15 protein-coding genes are annotated in these 16094 nt (G+C 56.6%); 9 read left to right on the top strand and 6 right to left on the bottom strand.

All coding sequences use genetic code 11. From position 1 onward, the window contains the following. Positions 1-3 precede the first annotated feature (3 nt). A complete protein-coding gene (locus tag AAC622_RS10250; RefSeq protein ID WP_340262231.1) occupies positions 4-861 on the bottom strand; it encodes a porin in 858 nt (285 codons plus the stop codon). Between the two features lie 306 nt (positions 862-1167). Here AAC622_RS10250 and AAC622_RS10245 point away from each other — a divergent pair, with 306 nt between their 5' ends. The 3 genes from AAC622_RS10245 to holA all read left to right on the top strand — a co-directional run bounded on the left by AAC622_RS10245 (position 1168) and on the right by holA (position 5364). Continuing rightward, positions 1168-1656 (top strand): DUF3576 domain-containing protein, encoded by a 489-nt coding sequence (locus AAC622_RS10245; RefSeq protein ID WP_340262229.1) that lies wholly within the window; start codon positions 1168-1170, stop codon positions 1654-1656. A 109-nt stretch (positions 1657-1765) separates the two neighbouring features. Then, on the top strand, positions 1766-4324 hold the full coding sequence (leuS, locus tag AAC622_RS10240; RefSeq protein WP_340262226.1) for a leucine--tRNA ligase: 2559 nt from the start codon (positions 1766-1768) through the stop codon (positions 4322-4324). 14 nt (positions 4325-4338) lie between these two features. Next, entirely contained in the window at positions 4339-5364 is a 1026-nt protein-coding gene (gene holA / locus AAC622_RS10235; protein ID WP_340262224.1) for a DNA polymerase III subunit delta, read from the top strand. Here holA and AAC622_RS10230 read toward each other — a convergent pair. From AAC622_RS10230 to AAC622_RS10220, 3 genes are read right to left on the bottom strand one after another with little or no spacing between them, the layout of a single operon-like run. After that, positions 5361-6557, bottom strand: a complete 1197-nt coding sequence (locus AAC622_RS10230) for a TIGR03862 family flavoprotein (protein ID WP_340262222.1) — start codon at positions 6555-6557, stop codon at positions 5361-5363. The two genes, holA and AAC622_RS10230, sit on opposite strands and share 4 nt — an antisense overlap. After that, positions 6554-7210 (bottom strand): enoyl-CoA hydratase/isomerase family protein, encoded by a 657-nt coding sequence (locus AAC622_RS10225; protein ID WP_340262220.1) that lies wholly within the window; start codon positions 7208-7210, stop codon positions 6554-6556. The genes AAC622_RS10230 and AAC622_RS10225 overlap by 4 nt, the downstream gene beginning before the upstream one ends. A 19-nt stretch (positions 7211-7229) precedes the next feature. Further along, the gene (locus AAC622_RS10220; protein WP_340262218.1) at positions 7230-7997 is read right to left on the bottom strand and encodes an SDR family oxidoreductase; all 768 of its coding nucleotides are present in this window, start codon (positions 7995-7997) and stop codon (positions 7230-7232) included. A 150-nt stretch (positions 7998-8147) separates the two neighbouring features. On the opposite strand from AAC622_RS10220, the gene AAC622_RS10215 reads away from it, so the two are divergent. The 6 genes from AAC622_RS10215 (at position 8148) to lpxK (ending at position 14352) form a co-directional block, all read left to right on the top strand. Next, a complete protein-coding gene (locus AAC622_RS10215; protein ID WP_340262217.1) occupies positions 8148-9503 on the top strand; it encodes a hypothetical protein in 1356 nt (451 codons plus the stop codon). A gap of 89 nt (positions 9504-9592) precedes the next feature. Continuing rightward, positions 9593-10957: a TldD/PmbA family protein gene (locus AAC622_RS10210; protein WP_340262215.1), complete on the top strand. Its 1365-nt coding sequence runs from the start codon at positions 9593-9595 to the stop codon at positions 10955-10957. Beyond that, the gene (locus AAC622_RS10205) at positions 10944-11756 is read left to right on the top strand and encodes a 3'(2'),5'-bisphosphate nucleotidase CysQ (protein WP_340262213.1); all 813 of its coding nucleotides are present in this window, start codon (positions 10944-10946) and stop codon (positions 11754-11756) included. The genes AAC622_RS10210 and AAC622_RS10205 overlap by 14 nt, the downstream gene beginning before the upstream one ends. Positions 11757-11812: 56 nt before the next feature. Beyond that, a complete protein-coding gene (locus AAC622_RS10200; RefSeq protein WP_317656784.1) occupies positions 11813-12049 on the top strand; it encodes a DUF4170 domain-containing protein in 237 nt (78 codons plus the stop codon). 13 nt (positions 12050-12062) lie between these two features. Next, on the top strand, positions 12063-13373 hold the full coding sequence (locus AAC622_RS10195) for a 3-deoxy-D-manno-octulosonic acid transferase (RefSeq protein ID WP_340262211.1): 1311 nt from the start codon (positions 12063-12065) through the stop codon (positions 13371-13373). Beyond that, positions 13360-14352 (top strand): tetraacyldisaccharide 4'-kinase, encoded by a 993-nt coding sequence (gene lpxK, locus AAC622_RS10190; RefSeq protein ID WP_340262208.1) that lies wholly within the window; start codon positions 13360-13362, stop codon positions 14350-14352. Before AAC622_RS10195 ends, lpxK begins: the two co-directional genes overlap by 14 nt. Here the strand turns inward: lpxK and AAC622_RS10185 are convergent. Both AAC622_RS10185 and AAC622_RS10180 read right to left on the bottom strand, forming a co-directional pair. Beyond that, complete coding sequence (locus AAC622_RS10185) at positions 14324-15469, bottom strand: CaiB/BaiF CoA transferase family protein (protein ID WP_340262205.1); 1146 nt, start codon at positions 15467-15469, stop codon at positions 14324-14326. The genes lpxK and AAC622_RS10185 overlap by 29 nt on opposite strands. Next, on the bottom strand, positions 15466-16089 hold the full coding sequence (locus AAC622_RS10180; RefSeq protein WP_340262202.1) for a DsbA family protein: 624 nt from the start codon (positions 16087-16089) through the stop codon (positions 15466-15468). The genes AAC622_RS10185 and AAC622_RS10180 overlap by 4 nt, the downstream gene beginning before the upstream one ends. Between the last annotated feature and the right edge of the window lie 5 nt (positions 16090-16094).

Genomic DNA, 16094 nt, shown 5'->3' with positions numbered 1-16094 from the left:
GGATTAGAATGCTACGTTGAAACCGAGATCGGTAACAGTGTTGGAGTCAACACGGCCAACGCCACCTGCGAGTGATACGCCGCCGCCGAGGCTGGTTTTGAAGCCAACGCCGAAGTCAGACTTATCTGCAGCTGCATCAGTAGAGCCATAAACTGCGGTAACAGTTGTGGCGGCATCCATCGCGTAGGACGCAGAGAAGCCGGTCGCAGAGTTGGTGCTGTTGTCAGCAAAGAAACCAGCAAGATTGATGCCACCTACAGAGTAGGTCAGGCCGAGAGACGTGCGAGAATCATTTGTTGTCGCGCTGTCATCAACGTCGTAACCCAAGGTTATACCGAGACCGCTGTTGCTGAAGCCCAACAAAATGCCGTAGTCACCGTCAGATGCCGCACCAGCTGCAGTTGTGCCCATCGCGTAAGAAACTGTAACACTCATGTCATTAAATGTTGTGGTGTATACAATATCTGCAGTGCCGAGTGCACGGATAGCTTCCACATCATCATCGATGCCAATTCCGTCAAAGCCCACGTCAGCCAAACCATGGCCGTCAGCAGCAGCTGACACGTCGCCTACTGTGATTTTGCCAAATGGACCAGAAATATAGGTCTCTTGATCGCTAACAGAACCAGCAGTTGCGCCAGTTTGATCGTCGATGTCAAAGGATGCGCCAATTGTGTAACCAGCATCTGTGGTTGTAGACGCAACAACGTTGATGTCGATTTCGTTGTGGATGTAAGCATCAGTACCGTTTGCGCCAGAGTCCTTGAAGCCAAAGTCTGCGGAGCCGGTCAGAGCGATGTCTGCAGATGCGATGCCTGCGGAGGCAACGAGAGCAGAAGTAGCTAGGAGAACCTTTTTCATGGTTTATTCCTCAATTACTGTTTTTTCTATTAACGTCACCGTGCAGTTCGTCTGCACAATGTACCCGGCTGTCTTCGCCCACTCTTAATACGATTACAACGAAATGAGGCATTTACAGACAATCTTGCGTAAGTGGTGATGCAGAGATGCAACACTGTCCTGGAGGGTCTGTAAAAATTCGAGGGATCAAGGGTATTGCTGCGAAGTCTTTGCTCAGTTACGAAGAGCGACATAAGCTTTATTACGCGCCATGGCTTCTGAGCTATACAGATGCGCCGTACCATATCAAAGTAGAGGCAATGTAAAATGGCGGTATGGACCTTCGGACGATCAGGTTTTTTGGCTCTCACCTTAACGGTCCTAAGCGCATGTAGCTTAGTCACCGGACCAGTCAGCACCGATGACGGCGAAGTCGTTGAAAATGCGACAGTTGCAGAGCAAGAAAATCGGCGAGAAACGATATGGGATATGTTTGAGAACGTTGACGATCCAAACGTAACGGTCGAAGTGAACCGCTTCATTTGGATTGCCAGCCTCGAGGTGCTCGATTTCCTTCCGATAGAATCAGCTGACCCATTCTCCGGCATCATCGATTTTGGCTATGGCACCCCCCCAGGTGGTGGCACGGCCTATCGTGCAACGGTCTATGTCAGCGACCCTGCATTGGATGCGCGTGCGCTGCGCGTTGCATTGGCCACGCGTGGTGGCCCTGTCAGCCGCGAAACCACGCGACAGATTGAAGATGCGATCTTGACCCGCGCCCGCCAATTGCGCATCCGCGACTCAAGCCTGTAATCACGCGGCGAATTCACGCCATACCTCTAGACCTCTTCAGGCGGGCGGCATAAACACGCGCTCGACTATACCCGTTTGGCCCGAAAGCCCCATGTTTCAGGAGTTCGCAATGTCGCGCTACGATCCGTCCCAGATTGAAGAGAAATGGCAGCAGGCATGGGATACGGCCGCAATCTTTAAGGCAAAGCACGACCCTGCGCGTGAAAAATATTATGTACTTGAGATGTTCCCTTACCCATCGGGGCGCATCCATATCGGTCATGTGCGCAATTACACCATGGGTGATGTGATCGCACGCTTCAAATCCTCCACTGGATTTAATGTGCTGCATCCTATGGGGTGGGATGCCTTTGGGATGCCTGCCGAAAATGCCGCAATGGAAAATGGTGGCCACCCTGCCGATTGGACATATCAAAACATCGATACAATGCGCGGCCAGATGAAACCCTTGGGCCTGTCGATTGATTGGGATCGGGAATTTGCCACCTGTGATCCTGAATATTACGGACAGCAACAAGCGCTGTTTCTCGATATGCTAGAGCAGGGCTTGGTCTATCGCAAAAACGCGGTGGTGAATTGGGATCCGGTCGATATGACGGTTCTTGCCAATGAACAGGTCATCGATGGCAAAGGCTGGCGTTCGGGTGCTGACGTAGAACGGCGCGAGTTGACGCAATGGTTCTTTAAAATTTCCGACATGGCCGATGATTTGCTTGGCGCGCTGGATAGTTTAGACGATTGGCCCGAAAAAGTGCGCCTGATGCAAGCGAATTGGATCGGAAAATCCCGCGGGCTGCAATTTGGCTTTGAGCTAACTGCACCTGCGCATGGTCACAGCACGATTGATGTTTACACCACCCGCCCTGATACGCTGATGGGGGCTAGTTTTGTGGGTATCTCCCCCGATCATCCCTTGGCCAAAGCACTCGAAGCAGAAAACGCCGAGATTGCCGCATTCTGCCAAGACTGCCGCAAAGGTGGAACAACTGCCGAAGCCTTGGAAAAGGCCGAGAAAAAGGGCCGTGATACGGGCCTGCGTGTGCGCCACCCGCTTGATCCGTCCTGGGAATTGCCTGTTTGGATCGCGAATTTCATTTTGATGGATTATGGCACGGGCGCAATTTTCGGCTGCCCCGCACATGACCAGCGCGATTTTGAATTTGCGCGCAAGTTCGATCTGCCGATCACCCCCGTTTTTGTGGCCGAGGACGCGGAAGAAGCCCCCTTGGCCGAAGCCTTCGTGCCAACCAAAGCCGAGCGTGTGCGCTATACTCGCGGCTTTGGAGGCGAGGCGGTGCAAACAGGTGACACCGCAGTGGATGCCGCAATTGATCTCGCTGAGGCGAGGGGTTGGGGCCAAGGCGTGACCAAGTTCCGACTGCGCGACTGGGGTTTAAGCCGCCAACGTTATTGGGGCTGTCCAATCCCTGTGGTGCATTGTGCCACCTGTGGGGTTGTGCCTGAGAAAAAGGAAAACCTGCCCATCGAACTGCCGCGCGATGTCAGTTTCGACATTCCGGGCAACCCGCTGGATCGTCACCCGACTTGGCGCGACTGCAGCTGCCCTAGCTGCGGTGCGCCTGCGCAGCGTGAAACCGACACGATGGACACATTCGTGGACAGTTCGTGGTATTACGCCCGCTTCACCGCGCCGCGCGCGGCAACACCCACCGATGCCGCCGAGGCCGAATATTGGATGAATGTAGATCAATATATCGGCGGGATTGAGCACGCGATTTTGCACCTTCTTTATTCGCGCTTCTTCGCGCGCGCGATGCAAAAGACGGGGCATTTGCCCGCAAAATGCGCCGAGCCGTTCAATGCACTGTTCACCCAAGGCATGGTGACCCATGCGATCTATCAAACCCGCGATCAAAATGGTCGCCCCGTCTATCACTTCCCCGAAGAAGTCGAGCTGCGCGAGGGCAAAGGTTTCCTAAAGAATGGCCGGGAGGTTGAGATCATCCCTTCCGCCAAAATGTCGAAATCGAAACGCAACGTGGTCGATCCTGTGGCGATCATAGCCCAATACGGCGCCGATACCGCGCGGTGGTTTGTCCTCTCTGACAGCCCGCCCGAGCGTGATGTGGAATGGACGGCTGCGGGAGCCGAAGCCGCGTTTAAACATTTGGGCCGTGTCTGGGCCTTGAGCGAAAAAATCGCGGATATGCCGAAAGATGTGGCAGGTTCAGGCGATCAAGACCTACTGCGCGCCATGCATCGCGCCATTGTTGATGTGACAAGCGGCATTGAAAGCTTTGGCTTTAATGCGGCGATCGCCAAACTTTATGCCTTTACCAACACTTTGGCGAAATCGAACGCCTCGGCCGCCGCACAGCGTGAGGCGATCCTGATCTTGGCGCAGCTCATGTCACCAATGACACCACATTTGGCCGAAGATATTTGGGCGCGCCAGGGCGGGTCTGGTTTGGTAGCTACCGCACCGTGGCCCAAAGCCGATGAGGCGATGTTGGTGTCCGATACCGTCACCTTACCCATCCAGATCAACGGCAAACGCCGCTCGGAACTGACCGTTGCGAAAGATATGCCGCAACAAGAGGTTGAAAAATTGGTTCTGGCGGATGAGGCTGTGGCAAAGGTGCTTGAAGGTCGCGCGCCCCGCAAGCTGATTGTTGTGCCAGGGCGGATTGTGAATGTCGTTATTTAAGGCAATGTAACCCGATGAAGCTTTCCAACTCCGAGGCGGCGCGGTTTATCACCCGCCCCGATACAGGGGCGGCAGGCGTTCTGATTTATGGGGCAGATGCGATGCGGGTGGCAATTAAGCGACAAGACTTGCTTGCCAAGCTTTTGGGGCCAGATGCCGAAAGTGAAATGCGCCTTACCCGTATGATGGGGGCATCTTTGCGCAGTGATCCTGCGGCTCTTTTGGACGCGATTAAGGCGACAGGGTTCTTTCCAGGCCCGCGCGCCGTCTTTGTCGAAGATGCAACAGATGCCGCCGCCGCCGCGATCACAAGCGCCATAAACGAATGGGGCGCAGGTGACGCCCAAATCATTGTAACAGCGGGGCAACTGACACCACGCTCGGCGCTAAGAAAATTGTTTGAAACTCAAAAATCGGCTTTTTGTATCGCCGTTTATGATGATCCGCCCAGTCAGGCTGAGGTCGAGGCCGAATTGAAAAAGGCGGGGCTATCTGCAATCGCGCAAGATGCCTCTCGTGACTTGGTCGCCCTCGCCCGCGCGCTTGATCCTGGCGATTTCAGGCAGCTCTTGGAAAAGCTGGCCCTCTATAAACTGGGCGATGAGAGCCCTCTCTCTTCGGCGGAGGTTGCTGCATTGGCGCCTGCCACGATTGATGCGGAGATTGACGAAATCTTACACGCCGCTGCCGAAGGCGCCCATGCGCGTGTCGGCGCCCTGATGGCACGGCTTGGTGGTCAGGGGGTCACGGCGGTTGCACTTTGTATCGCGGCCTTGCGCCATTTTCGCACGCTGCATATGGCCGCCTGTCATCCACAGGGGCCAGCGGCGGGGTTTTCTCCGAAAACAGGGGTCTTTGGCCCGCGCAGGGATCGCATGGTCAAACAAGCGCAGGCTTGGGGCATTACACGCCTTGAGGATGCGGTGCAAAGCCTGATCGAGACGGATTTGACCCTCCGCTCAAGTTCACAAGCCCCGCAATTGGCAGTGATGGAGCGCAGTCTCATCCGCTTGGCCATGATGCCGCGCAACGCCCGCTAGGCTGCTGCACGCGCCGCCCAAAGGCCCGTGGCAAAACAGGCTGTCAGCAAATAGCCACCCGTAGGCGCATCCCAATCGACCATCTCGCCGATACAATAGACATTTGGTAGGGCGCGAAGCTGCAAAGTATCGTCTAGCGCAGACCATGCGACCCCGCCCGAACTAGAGATTGCGCGATCCAATCCAAACGGACCGCTATGGGGGATGGGCAAGGCTTTGATGCGCTCTGCCAACGCTTTCGGCTCAGTGGGCAGGGATTTGCACATTTCGAACAAAACTGCGCGCTTTGCCCCGTCTATCCCAAGGGATTTGCGCAGGATATTCGACAAACTGTCTTTACGCCTGCGCCCTTTTTTAAGACGCGCTGCAACATCGTCCAGACTGCGGTCAGGGCAGAGGTCAAGGCTGAGCATCGCCCCCTCTCGCATCTCGCGCGAGAGGGCGTAAACCCCGCCGCCCTCAATGCCTTTGGCGGTGATCACGATCTCACCCGCCACAGATTTTTCGCCCGCGCGCAAGATCAAGGATTTGAGCGGATGACCAAAATGCGGGCGCATATGGTCTGACCAGTTGATATGAAACCCCATATTCATTGGCTGAAACGGAACCGTTTCGACCCCGCGCGCGCTCAGATATTCAAGCCATTCGCCGCGCCCGCCTAAATTCGGCCAACTCGCGCCCCCAAGGGCCAAGAATGTTGTGGTGGCTGTGATCTCACGCGGCCCTTCTGCTGTAGAAAAGCGAAACGCCCCGTCTGGCCCCCATCCATCCCATGTGAAATTGCGCCAAATCTCCACGCCTTGCCCGCCCAGGCGCTGCAACCAGGCGCGCAGCATGGGTGAGGCTTTCATCGCCTTGGGGAACACACGCCGTGAGCTGCCTGTAAAGATCGGCTGCCCTAACGTATCGCGGGTAAAGCGTATAACTTCTTCAGGGCCAAAGGCGCGGATCATCGGCGCAAGCGGCGCAGCCGATGGCCCATAGGCCGCAAGAAACGCCTCAAGCGGTTCATCCATTGTGAGGTTCAACCCTGATTTTCCCGCCATGAGAAACTTACGCGCAGGGGAGGCTTTGCCCTCCATCAAAACAACCCGCCGCCCAGTATGAGCCAAATAATCGGCAGCCATTAGCGCGCTCGGCCCCGCGCCGATGATCATCACGTCCAATGTGATAGGGTCGCGTCCGCCCGTCATGCCGTGCCGTCAGGGATCATCGCCTTGACGGCGCGCAGCACCTCGGCTTTGCCCGAAATCGCGGCTTCGGCCATATGTTGCGCCTCCTGCCAAAGCGCCTCTTGTGGCACGATCTTGTCAATCAGCCCAAAGGACAGGGCCTCTTTTGCGTTAAATTTTGCGCCTGACAGCAGCAGCAATTTTGTGCGCGCAGGGCCTATGAGCGCAGTCAGACGTTTGGGGTCTGAGGGCTGCGGCAAAAACCCAAGTTTTGCGACAGGGTAAAAAAATGAGGCGCGATCAACGCTGAGGCGCAGATCACAGGCCAATGCCATCCCCATAGCGCCGCCTGCCAATGTGCCATTCAGAGCCGCAATCGTCAGGCAAGGCAGCGCGGCAATCGCGCCTGACAACGCCTCCCAGAGGGGCGAGGTAGCCAGACCCGCGCGGGCCGCGTCCAAATCCGCACCTGCACAAAAGACCTTTTCGCCCGCCCCCGTAATAACCAACGCGCGCAAGTTGGGATGCGCCTGTGCCTGTTTGGCGATGCTGACCAAGGTGGCAAGCATATCTTCGGTCAGGGCATTCGCTTTGTCGGGACGATCAAGCGTCACGCGCCACAGCGGTGCTTGGCTTTGAGGCAAGCTTTCTGGGAAACTCTCTAACCTGATCATCGCAAAATTCCTTTTCGCCTCACACAAGCCCCAATTTACTCCGCAAAGTGGGATCGCGCAGGCTGATATCTTGGCCCAGATGCCCATCCGCTTCGGATGTGGTCATCCACAAGAGAGCGCGCGCCACCCAATGCGGCGCGATATGGTCAGCCCAATCAATCTGCGACACGGGGTTCATCCCACTTGCCCGAATATCGCGTTGCATCTGCGTGGCGACAGTCCCCGGTGACAGCCCAAGCGCACGGATACCTGCATCACGATATTCCAAATCAAGGCTTTGTGTCAGCATCGCCACAGCCGCCTTTGACGCACAATAGGCACTCCACCCCTCATACGCATTTTTCGCAGCCCCTGACGAAATATTGATGACTGTGCCTGCACCGCGCGCCACCATATCGGGCAAACAGGCCTGTGTGGTTGCAAATAACCCTGTGACATTCACCCGCATCAGATTATCCCACGCCTGCAAATCTGCCTCCCCCATCCGGGCGATGGGCGCAATCAGCGCGCCATTGTTGATCAAGATATCAATGTGGCCAAGCTCGGCTTTGATCTCGTCAAAGAGCGGGGCAATCTTGCCTATCTCACTTAAGTCACAGGGATAGGCCCGCGCCCCTTCACCGATTGAGTTTGCCACGTTTTTTAGATCCGCTCCTGAGCGCGCCAATAATGCAACTTTTGCGCCTGACTGCGCAAAGAGCGCGGCAGTGTCTGCCCCAATCCCACGGCTTGCGCCTGTGATTACAACGGTTTTTCCCGATAGGTCGGTTTCAAAAAGATGAGACATGATCGCGGGGCTTTCTATTTCTTGGGCAGGCGGATCGGCGCTTGACCTTAAGCGCAGGGGGCGAAACATTGGGACATACTTTCGGTGTCGCCGTTGGGCCTGTGAATGTCAAAGATGAATTCAAAATATATTTGGCGTCCAGCTCTATCTATGGCTTTTGTCCTGTCCTCTCTGCCTGCCTTTGCACAAAGCCTCGCGCCCGTTGACATGGCGCTTGAGACGTTCCGCGAAATCGCCGCAGATGCAGGGCATGAGTTTCGCTTTGACGCGCCACAGGTAATCGGCACACAGGTGTTGGTAGAGAGCCTGCAAATTATCGAAGCGGATGATCCGCATTCGGCCGTATATACAAGCATGAGAACGGCCCGCGCTTTTTTTGCCCTAAACGCGGAAGGTGATGTGGTGATCACACTGCCTGAGACGATTGTGATCGCGCTGACCCCTACAGAACGGCCCGCGCGGGATCTGATGGTGGATCTGCCTGCATTGCCTGAGGTGACGGTGCAAAGTGCAAACGGCATCACGCTAACGTGGGATGCAGAAGCAGAAGAATTGGCCTTTCAGGCTTTGGGCGGCGTGTTGATCCAAGCGGGTGAATTTGCCCTACGCAGCACCACTTTTGAAGGACAATCTGTATTTTCAGCAACACCGATTGCGCATCGTTTTGGCCTTGGCACAGTGCAAGGCGGAATCGGGGACGGGGCTTTGGCCCAATTCGCGCTTGAGGGGGCTGCGCTTGACCTTGACGGCTGGGGCGAGACAGCTTCACTTGGGTTTGAGGCGGCCAATGGACTGGTGGCCAGCAATCCGATTTCTGCTTTTGCAAAGCCGATGGGGCTGGATCAAGCAGGGCGGCTTGGCTTCGCGCTTGGGGCGGGTAATCTCGGCTACAGGGAAACAGACGAAAGTCTTAGCGCAAGCCTCAGCACCGATAGCGTGCTTTTGGGGGCCGAATTTGGCGAAGAAATCCCCATTTTGTGGCGCATTGGGCCAAGCCGCTTGGCCGCTAATCTGCCATTATTGAACAGCGAGGGCGGGCCGTTTGCCATCACAGTGTCAGTGGCAGATGCCATGCCCGAACCCCCCGTTTGGGATTGGATAGATCGCGCAGGTCTTTTGCCCCGCGAAACTGGTGCGATTGAGCTCGATCTTGCAGGTGGTCTGGGGCCTGCCCCCGAAACTGGGATCCGTCTGCCTTTGTCATTGGCGCGGCTGCAAATTAACAGGGCCACCCTCACGGGTGCAGGCCTTGATTTCCGTGCGACAGGTGGGCTTGATCTGACATCTGGCGCAGGGCCATCGCGGGTGGATATCAGCGCGCGCGGGCTTTTCACCTTTCTGGAGGCGATGACCCAGTCAGGCCATCTTGATCCAAGCCAATTTGCGATGATCGCAGGCGCAATTGATCTTTTCGCCACCCGAACCGAAGGCCAAGATCAGCTTGAAAGCGCAATTGATCTGACCCAAGAGGGAAAGATCATGATTGACGGAATGCCTTTGCAATAAAGGTTAAGGGTTCTTGCGCTGCGTCCTTGCAGCGCTTAGGTCACGCATAGCCCCTGACGGGCTGTTTTGGCCAGAAAGGATGCTTTGCGATGACAGACAGCCCTTCGAACACAGCGGCGCTGCGGGATCTGGCGGAACAGATTTTGGACATTGCCAAATCTGCGGGTGCGGATGCGGCAGATGCGATGGTGGTGCAAGGGGTCTCGCAAACAGTGAGCTTGCGCAATGGCGCGTTAGAGCAGGCAGAACGATCCGAGGGCACGGAAATGGGCCTTCGTGTCATGGTGAGCCAACGGCAGGCTTGTGTTTCGGCAGCAGATTTACGCCCAGACACGCTGCGTGACATGGCCGCGCGCGCGGTGACTATGGCGCGGCTTGCCCCCGAAGACCCAACCGTTGGCTTGGCCGATCCTGCGCAACTCAGCTCAATGCGCGATGCATCAGGTCTTGAGTTAAGCGATGACGGCGCGGCACCTCTGCCCGCCGAGATGGAGGATGAAGCCCGCCGCGCCGAGGCTGCGGCCCGCGCCGTTGCCAAAGTCACCCAAATTCAGTCCTCAAATGCAGGCTACAGCCACCGCACGATCTTTCTTGCGGGCAGCAACGGGTTTGCCGGCGGCTACGCCCGCAGTGATTATGGCCTCTCCTGCGTGGCAATTTCAGGCGAAGGCACAGGCATGGAGCGGGATTACTACGGGGATGGCCGCATTTTCCGCAGTGATCTGATTAGTCCAGAAGAAATAGGGCGCGAAGCTGGGATGCGTGCTGCTGCGCGCGCAGGGGCGCGAAAGCCAAAAACAGGGAAATATCCCGTTTTCTTTGATGAACGTGTCTCCTCAACCCTCATCGGTCACATCTTGGCCGCGATCAATGGCAGCGCGATTGCACGCGGGTCGAGTTGGTTGCGCGATGCATTGGGTGAGGCGGTTTTGCCTGTTGGGTTTGATCTGCTGGAAGACCCTTTGCGCAAGCGTGCAGGCGGCTCGCGCCCCTTTGACGCCGAAGGTTTGGCGGCACAAAAGCGCGCCTTCATACAAGATGGCAAGCTGGCCTCATGGGTGCTTGATCTGGCGACTGCGCGAAAATTGGGTCTGGAAAGCACCGCCAATGCCGCGCGCGGACTCACTAGCCCGCCTTCGCCAAGCGTTGGGAATCTCGCCTTGGTCGGGCCAAAGGTCGAACGTGAGACGCTGTTGCGTGAGATGGGAACGGGGCTATTGGTGACATCCTTGATCGGCAGTTCCATCAACCCAACCACAGGCGATTATTCGCGTGGCGCGTCAGGGTTTTGGGTTGAAAACGGCGAAATCACCTATGCGGTCAATGAATGCACCATTGCAGGAAATTTGCGCGACATGCTTGGCACGATCCGTGCAGCAAATGATGCGCGCCAGCATCTGTCGCGGGTTATCCCCTCGCTTCTGGTAGAGGAGATGACGCTTGCAGGGGCCTGAGCGGCAAGATTGCGATGATCTGACCCTATTGGTAGAAGCGGCCCGTGCCGCAGGCGAGATTGCCCTGCGCTATTGGCAAAATGACCCCAAGGCTTGGGAAAAATCCGAAGGGGCAGGCCCCGTCACAGAAGCGGATTTGGAAATCGACAAGATGTTGGCGCGCGATCTTCAGGCCGGGCGTCCCAGTTACGGGTGGTTGTCGGAAGAAAGCCAAGATGACCCTGCCCGTCTGGCCGCGAAGCGGGGTTTCATCGTTGATCCCATCGATGGCACCCGCGCCTTTATGGATGGCTCTGGTGATTTCTCGCATGCATTGGCCGTTGTGGAAGATGGGCTCGTGCGTGCGGCGGTGGTCTATCTGCCTGCTGTCGGCAGGCTTTATGCCGCTGCGCGCGATGGGGGGGCGCTGTGCAATGAGACACCCTTGCGCATTTCAGGTCATGCCGAAGAAGCGGGCGCGCGCATTCTGACCACCAAGGTCAATTTTGAACCGCGCTATTGGCCACATGGCGCGCCACCTGTGAGCCGCCATTTTCGATCCTCTCTCGCCTATCGTTTGGCCCTTGTGGGCGAAGGGCGCTATGATGGAATGCTGACCTTTCGCCCAACTTGGGAATGGGACAGCGCCGCAGGCAGTCTTATTGCCGCCGAGGCAGGTGCCAAGGTCTGCGACCGGGAGGGGCAGGCTTTGCGCTTTAACCGCCCCGACCCGCGAAGTGCGGGCGTTTTTGCAGGATCATGCGCCTTGGTGGATAAATTCATGGCGCGGCTTTTGGGTCAAACTGGCTTGACCGCCTGAGCCAAAACCTTAGGGTGCGCGCAGGTTTTCAAGGCTTCTTGTTAAGGAAATAATCTATGGCACAGCGTCTGCATTTGGTGTTTGGGGGCGAATTGGTCGACCCGGCCCGCACGGAGTTTCGCGATGTGAACGATATTCATATCGTGGGAATTTTCCCTGATTATGACAGCGCCTATAACGCATGGAAATCTGAAGCGCAGCGCACAGTAGACAATGCGCATATGCGCTACTTCATCGCCCATTTGCATCGCCTGCGCGATGAGGAGCAGGCCAATTCCGCGCAAAGCGAGTAAGGGATTGCATCGGATGCGGTCACGCTCCTTGCTGCTTTGGCTTTATCTTCTGTTTTCGCGTCATGCCACGGGTTTGGCGGAACGGATTTTGACGGGCCGTTTGGCGCGCGGCAAAGAGGACGCGGCGCGTATCAATGAGCGGCGCGGTATTGCCAGTCAAGCGCGGCCCGATGGGCCATTGATCTGGTTTCATGCGGCCTCTGTCGGCGAGGCGCTTTCCCTTCTTGAGCTGATCCGCCGCATCCGTGAAGAGCGCGAAGACCTCACGATTCTGGTTACGACAGGCACCGTGACATCTGCGGCCGTAATGGGGCGGCGTTTGCCTGCTGATGTAATCTATCAATTCGTGCCTTTGGATATTATAGGTTTTGTTCAATCTTTTCTGAACCATTGGCAGCCAGACCTCGCCATCTGGACAGAGTCCGAATTGTGGCCTGCCATGATCGTTGAGACGCATCGGCAAGGATGCCCGATGATGTTGCTCAATGCGCGCATCTCGCAAGGGTCAGCGCGCAATTGGCGGTGGTTGGGCGGAATGGCCCGCGCGCTGCTGTCGCGCTTTGATTTGGTGCAAGCGCAAGATGATCTGACCGCCTCTCGATTGCGGGGGTTGGGCTTGTTGCCATCTCGCATCGAAGTGACAGGCACCCTCAAGGAAGGTGCGGCGGCGCTTCCCCATGATGAGGCGCAGCGCCAAGATCTCTCGCAGCGCCTTGGCACCCGTCCCGCATGGGTGGCGGCTTCCACCCATGCGGGCGAAGAGGACTTGGTCTTGGCCGCGCATCGGGCCGTGTTGCGGTCAACCCCGCGGGCCATTCTGTTCCTCGTGCCACGCCATCCTGAGCGCGGCGCAGATATTGCGAAACTATTAGAAAGCGATGGCTGGACATTTGCGCAGCGCAGTACAGGCGCTCTGCCTGATCGCGACACCCAAGTGTATCTTGCCGATAGTTTGGGCGAGTTGGGCCTTTGGTATCGGCTTGCCCCGATTTCCTTTTTGGGGGGCTCTTTGGTTGATATCGGGGGGCATAATCCATTTGAACCTGCGGCCCTTGGGTCCGCCATTCTCTATGGGCCATATGTCAGCAATTTCACCGATATTTTTGATCGCTTGCAGGCGGTCGATGCCGCGCGGCAGGTGCGCGATTCCGAAAGCCTCGCCCGTGCAGTGGATGAGTTGATGAACCCAGAACGGGCAGCCGCTATGGCCAATGCCGCATGGGAAGTATCCTCAACAGGGGCTGCGGTGACGGATCGTGCCCTCAATGCTATCCTAGAGCGGTTGGAACAACGCGAAGCGGATCAGCGCAATGCAAGCACCTAGATTTTGGTATCGCGCGCAGCCTAATGCAGTGGCCTATGCCTTGCGCCCACTGAGCGCGCTTTATACGGCAGGCACGGCGCGCAAATTGGCAACAGGCGCTCGGGCGAAACTTGGCGTGCCTGTGGTCTGTGTTGGCAATTTGACCGCAGGCGGAACTGGGAAAACGCCCACAGTGATTGCCATTTGGGAAATCCTAGCAGGGCTTGGCGCCACCCCCCACATTCTCAGCCGTGGGTATGGTGGAACACTCACCCAAACAACACGCGTAGACCCGACCCGTCACAGCGCAGCTGACTGTGGTGATGAACCCTTGCTTTTGTCAGCTTTTGCGCCTGTATGGGTGGGCCAAGATCGTCTGCAAAGTGCCAAATCGGCCATTGCGGCGGGGGCCGATATTTTGATCCTTGATGACGGGTTTCAAAATGCAAGTCTGGCTTATGATCTGTCCTTGATTGTGGTGGATGCCGCGCGTGGATTTGGCAATAGTCTGGTCATCCCCGCAGGCCCGCTGCGTGAGCCGATTGCAACAGGCCTCGCGCGTGCAGATTTTGTTCTATCCATTGGCGAGGCAGATCAGCAGGCGGCGTTTTCAATGCGCCATCCAGACCTTCCTTGCCCCCATCTTACGGGCCATCTGGCGCCGTTAAATATGGGGATGTCCTTCCAAGATATGCCCGTTTTGGCCTTTGCAGGGATCGGTCATCCTGAAAAGTTCTTTGCCACATTGCGCAAAATGGGTGCGCGTATATTGCGGGCTGAGGCCCTCAGCGACCACCAACCTTTAAGCGATGCCTTGATGGCGCGGATTTTGCGTGAAGCACAAAGCCTTGGGGCGCAGCCTGTCACAACCGAAAAAGATGCGGTGCGCCTGCCTGATGCGCTGCGGCGTGAGGTGTTGACGGTGCCCGTGCGCCTGCGACTAGACCAAGACCACGCTTTGCGGGATCGCCTTAGCGGGATTTTTTCGAAAAGCCCGTGATACCATCATCCTCGCCCAATTTCGGCGCGGGACGTTCAAGCGCCAAATCAGCCCCCGAAAAATGAAAAGGCGGCCGCGTGCTTGGCACGCCCTCAAGATCAAGGCGAAACCTGCGCGCCACGGCCTGCGGATCGGCGAAGGTTTCTGCAAGTGAATTGATCGGCCCCGCAGGCACAGATTTCACTTCGCACGCCTCTAATAGGGCAGATTTGCTGAGGCTGCGCGTCGTAGGTTCAAGCGCGGCGTTTAGGCTGTCGCGGTTCTTCACACGATCTGCATTGGTGCGATATCGCGGATCCTGTCCCAACTCCGCACAGTCCAAAATCTCGCATAGTTTTTGGAATTGCCCATCATTGCCAACCGCAATGATGATCCAGCCATCCGCGCATGGAAAGGTTTGATAAGGCGCGAGATTGGGATGGGCATTGCCCATACGATTGGGGGCTTGCCCCGTTGCCAAATAATTCATTGCTTGATTGGCCATCATCGCGGTCGCGGCATCAAAAAGCGCCATATCAATATGCTGCCCTTGGCCTGTGCGCGCGCGCATATGCAACGCAGCCAAAATGGCGTTTGAGGCATAAAGACCAGTGACAATATCCGTGACGGCAACGCCAACCTTTTGGGGATGATCCTCGGGGTCGCCTGTAACAGACATCAGCCCAGACATGCCTTGGATGATGTAATCATAGCCCGCGCGATGCGCATATGGCCCATTTTGGCCGAACCCCGTGATCGAGCAATAAATCAATGCAGGGTTTTCGCGGGCCAGACTTGGGTAATCGAGGCCAAATTTGGCCAAGCCACCAAGTTTGAAATTCTCAATCAAAACATCCGCTTCGCGCGCCAAAGCAATCATGCGGTCGCGGTCTTTGGCAGATTTAAAGTCCGCGATGATGGATTTTTTGCCGCGATTGGTTCCATGAAAATAAGCCGCGCTTTCATCTCCCTCACGAGAGATAAAGGGCGGGCCCCAATGGCGCGTGTCATCACCATCGGGGCTTTCGACCTTGATCACTTCGGCGCCCAAATCTGCCAAAACCTGCCCCGCCCATGGCCCCGCCAAAATGCGGGCAAGCTCTAGAACTTTGACACCTGCAAGGGGGGTTCTGTTCATTGGTTGCGGGCAAGCGCGTTTTCGATCCGCGACGCGATGTCCTCATAGGCCATATTGCCATACAGCGTGCCGTCAATGACCAAGGCGGGGGTGCCCTCAATCGGATATTCTACGCGATTGGCTTCGTAATTATCGATCATGGCCTGCGCGGTTTCGGCATCCTGCATGCAGGCGTCCAATTCTGCATCCGTCAAACCCGCAGAAAGACCTATGCGCCGCAGATTGCCCGCGATGGTCGCAGCATCACCTTGGGTCCATTCCCTCTGCGTGCGGTAAACAATATCGGCCACGCCAAAATAGCGCATTTCGCCTGCGCAACGCGCCACCATGGCCGCCCACAAACCTGGGCGGTCAAAGTAAACTTCACGATAAACCAATCGCACTTTGCCTGTTTCAATGTAATCGCGCTTTAGCTGAGGCAAAACTTGTAGGTGAAAAGTGGCGCAATGCGGACAGGTGAATGAGGCATATTCGATCAGCTCGACAGGCGCATTAGGATCACCAAGAGCAAAATCCACAATCTCAGGGGCGGCGCTTGCGTCTTGAGCCATGCCAAATCTGGGAAGGGCGGATACAAAAGCCGCTGCGGATGCTGCGATCAAGGCCTGTCTGCGATCCATAATAT

This window comes from Roseobacter sp. HKCCA0882, from assembly GCF_037805225.1.
Classification (GTDB): Bacteria; Pseudomonadota; Alphaproteobacteria; order Rhodobacterales; family Rhodobacteraceae; genus M30B80.
This window is presented reverse-complemented; position numbering and strand designations above follow the sequence as displayed.

What these genes read in the sequence shown, in the direction of transcription:
- AAC622_RS10225 (WP_340262220.1), bottom strand. Translation starts at nt 7,210, where the DNA reads ATGATCAGGTTAGAGAGTTTCCCAGAAAGCTTGCCTCAAAGCCAAGCA.
- leuS (WP_340262226.1), top strand. Translation starts at nt 1,766, where the DNA reads ATGTCGCGCTACGATCCGTCCCAGATTGAAGAGAAATGGCAGCAGGCA.
- AAC622_RS10245 (WP_340262229.1), top strand. Translation starts at nt 1,168, where the DNA reads ATGGCGGTATGGACCTTCGGACGATCAGGTTTTTTGGCTCTCACCTTA.
- AAC622_RS10215 (WP_340262217.1), top strand. Translation starts at nt 8,148, where the DNA reads ATGGCTTTTGTCCTGTCCTCTCTGCCTGCCTTTGCACAAAGCCTCGCG.
- lpxK (WP_340262208.1), top strand. Translation starts at nt 13,360, where the DNA reads ATGCAAGCACCTAGATTTTGGTATCGCGCGCAGCCTAATGCAGTGGCC.
- AAC622_RS10210 (WP_340262215.1), top strand. Translation starts at nt 9,593, where the DNA reads ATGACAGACAGCCCTTCGAACACAGCGGCGCTGCGGGATCTGGCGGAA.
- AAC622_RS10180 (WP_340262202.1), bottom strand. Translation starts at nt 16,089, where the DNA reads ATGGATCGCAGACAGGCCTTGATCGCAGCATCCGCAGCGGCTTTTGTA.
- holA (WP_340262224.1), top strand. Translation starts at nt 4,339, where the DNA reads ATGAAGCTTTCCAACTCCGAGGCGGCGCGGTTTATCACCCGCCCCGAT.
- AAC622_RS10185 (WP_340262205.1), bottom strand. Translation starts at nt 15,469, where the DNA reads ATGAACAGAACCCCCCTTGCAGGTGTCAAAGTTCTAGAGCTTGCCCGC.
- AAC622_RS10200 (WP_317656784.1), top strand. Translation starts at nt 11,813, where the DNA reads ATGGCACAGCGTCTGCATTTGGTGTTTGGGGGCGAATTGGTCGACCCG.
- AAC622_RS10195 (WP_340262211.1), top strand. Translation starts at nt 12,063, where the DNA reads ATGCGGTCACGCTCCTTGCTGCTTTGGCTTTATCTTCTGTTTTCGCGT.
- AAC622_RS10250 (WP_340262231.1), bottom strand. Translation starts at nt 861, where the DNA reads ATGAAAAAGGTTCTCCTAGCTACTTCTGCTCTCGTTGCCTCCGCAGGC.
- AAC622_RS10230 (WP_340262222.1), bottom strand. Translation starts at nt 6,557, where the DNA reads ATGACGGGCGGACGCGACCCTATCACATTGGACGTGATGATCATCGGC.
- AAC622_RS10220 (WP_340262218.1), bottom strand. Translation starts at nt 7,997, where the DNA reads ATGTCTCATCTTTTTGAAACCGACCTATCGGGAAAAACCGTTGTAATC.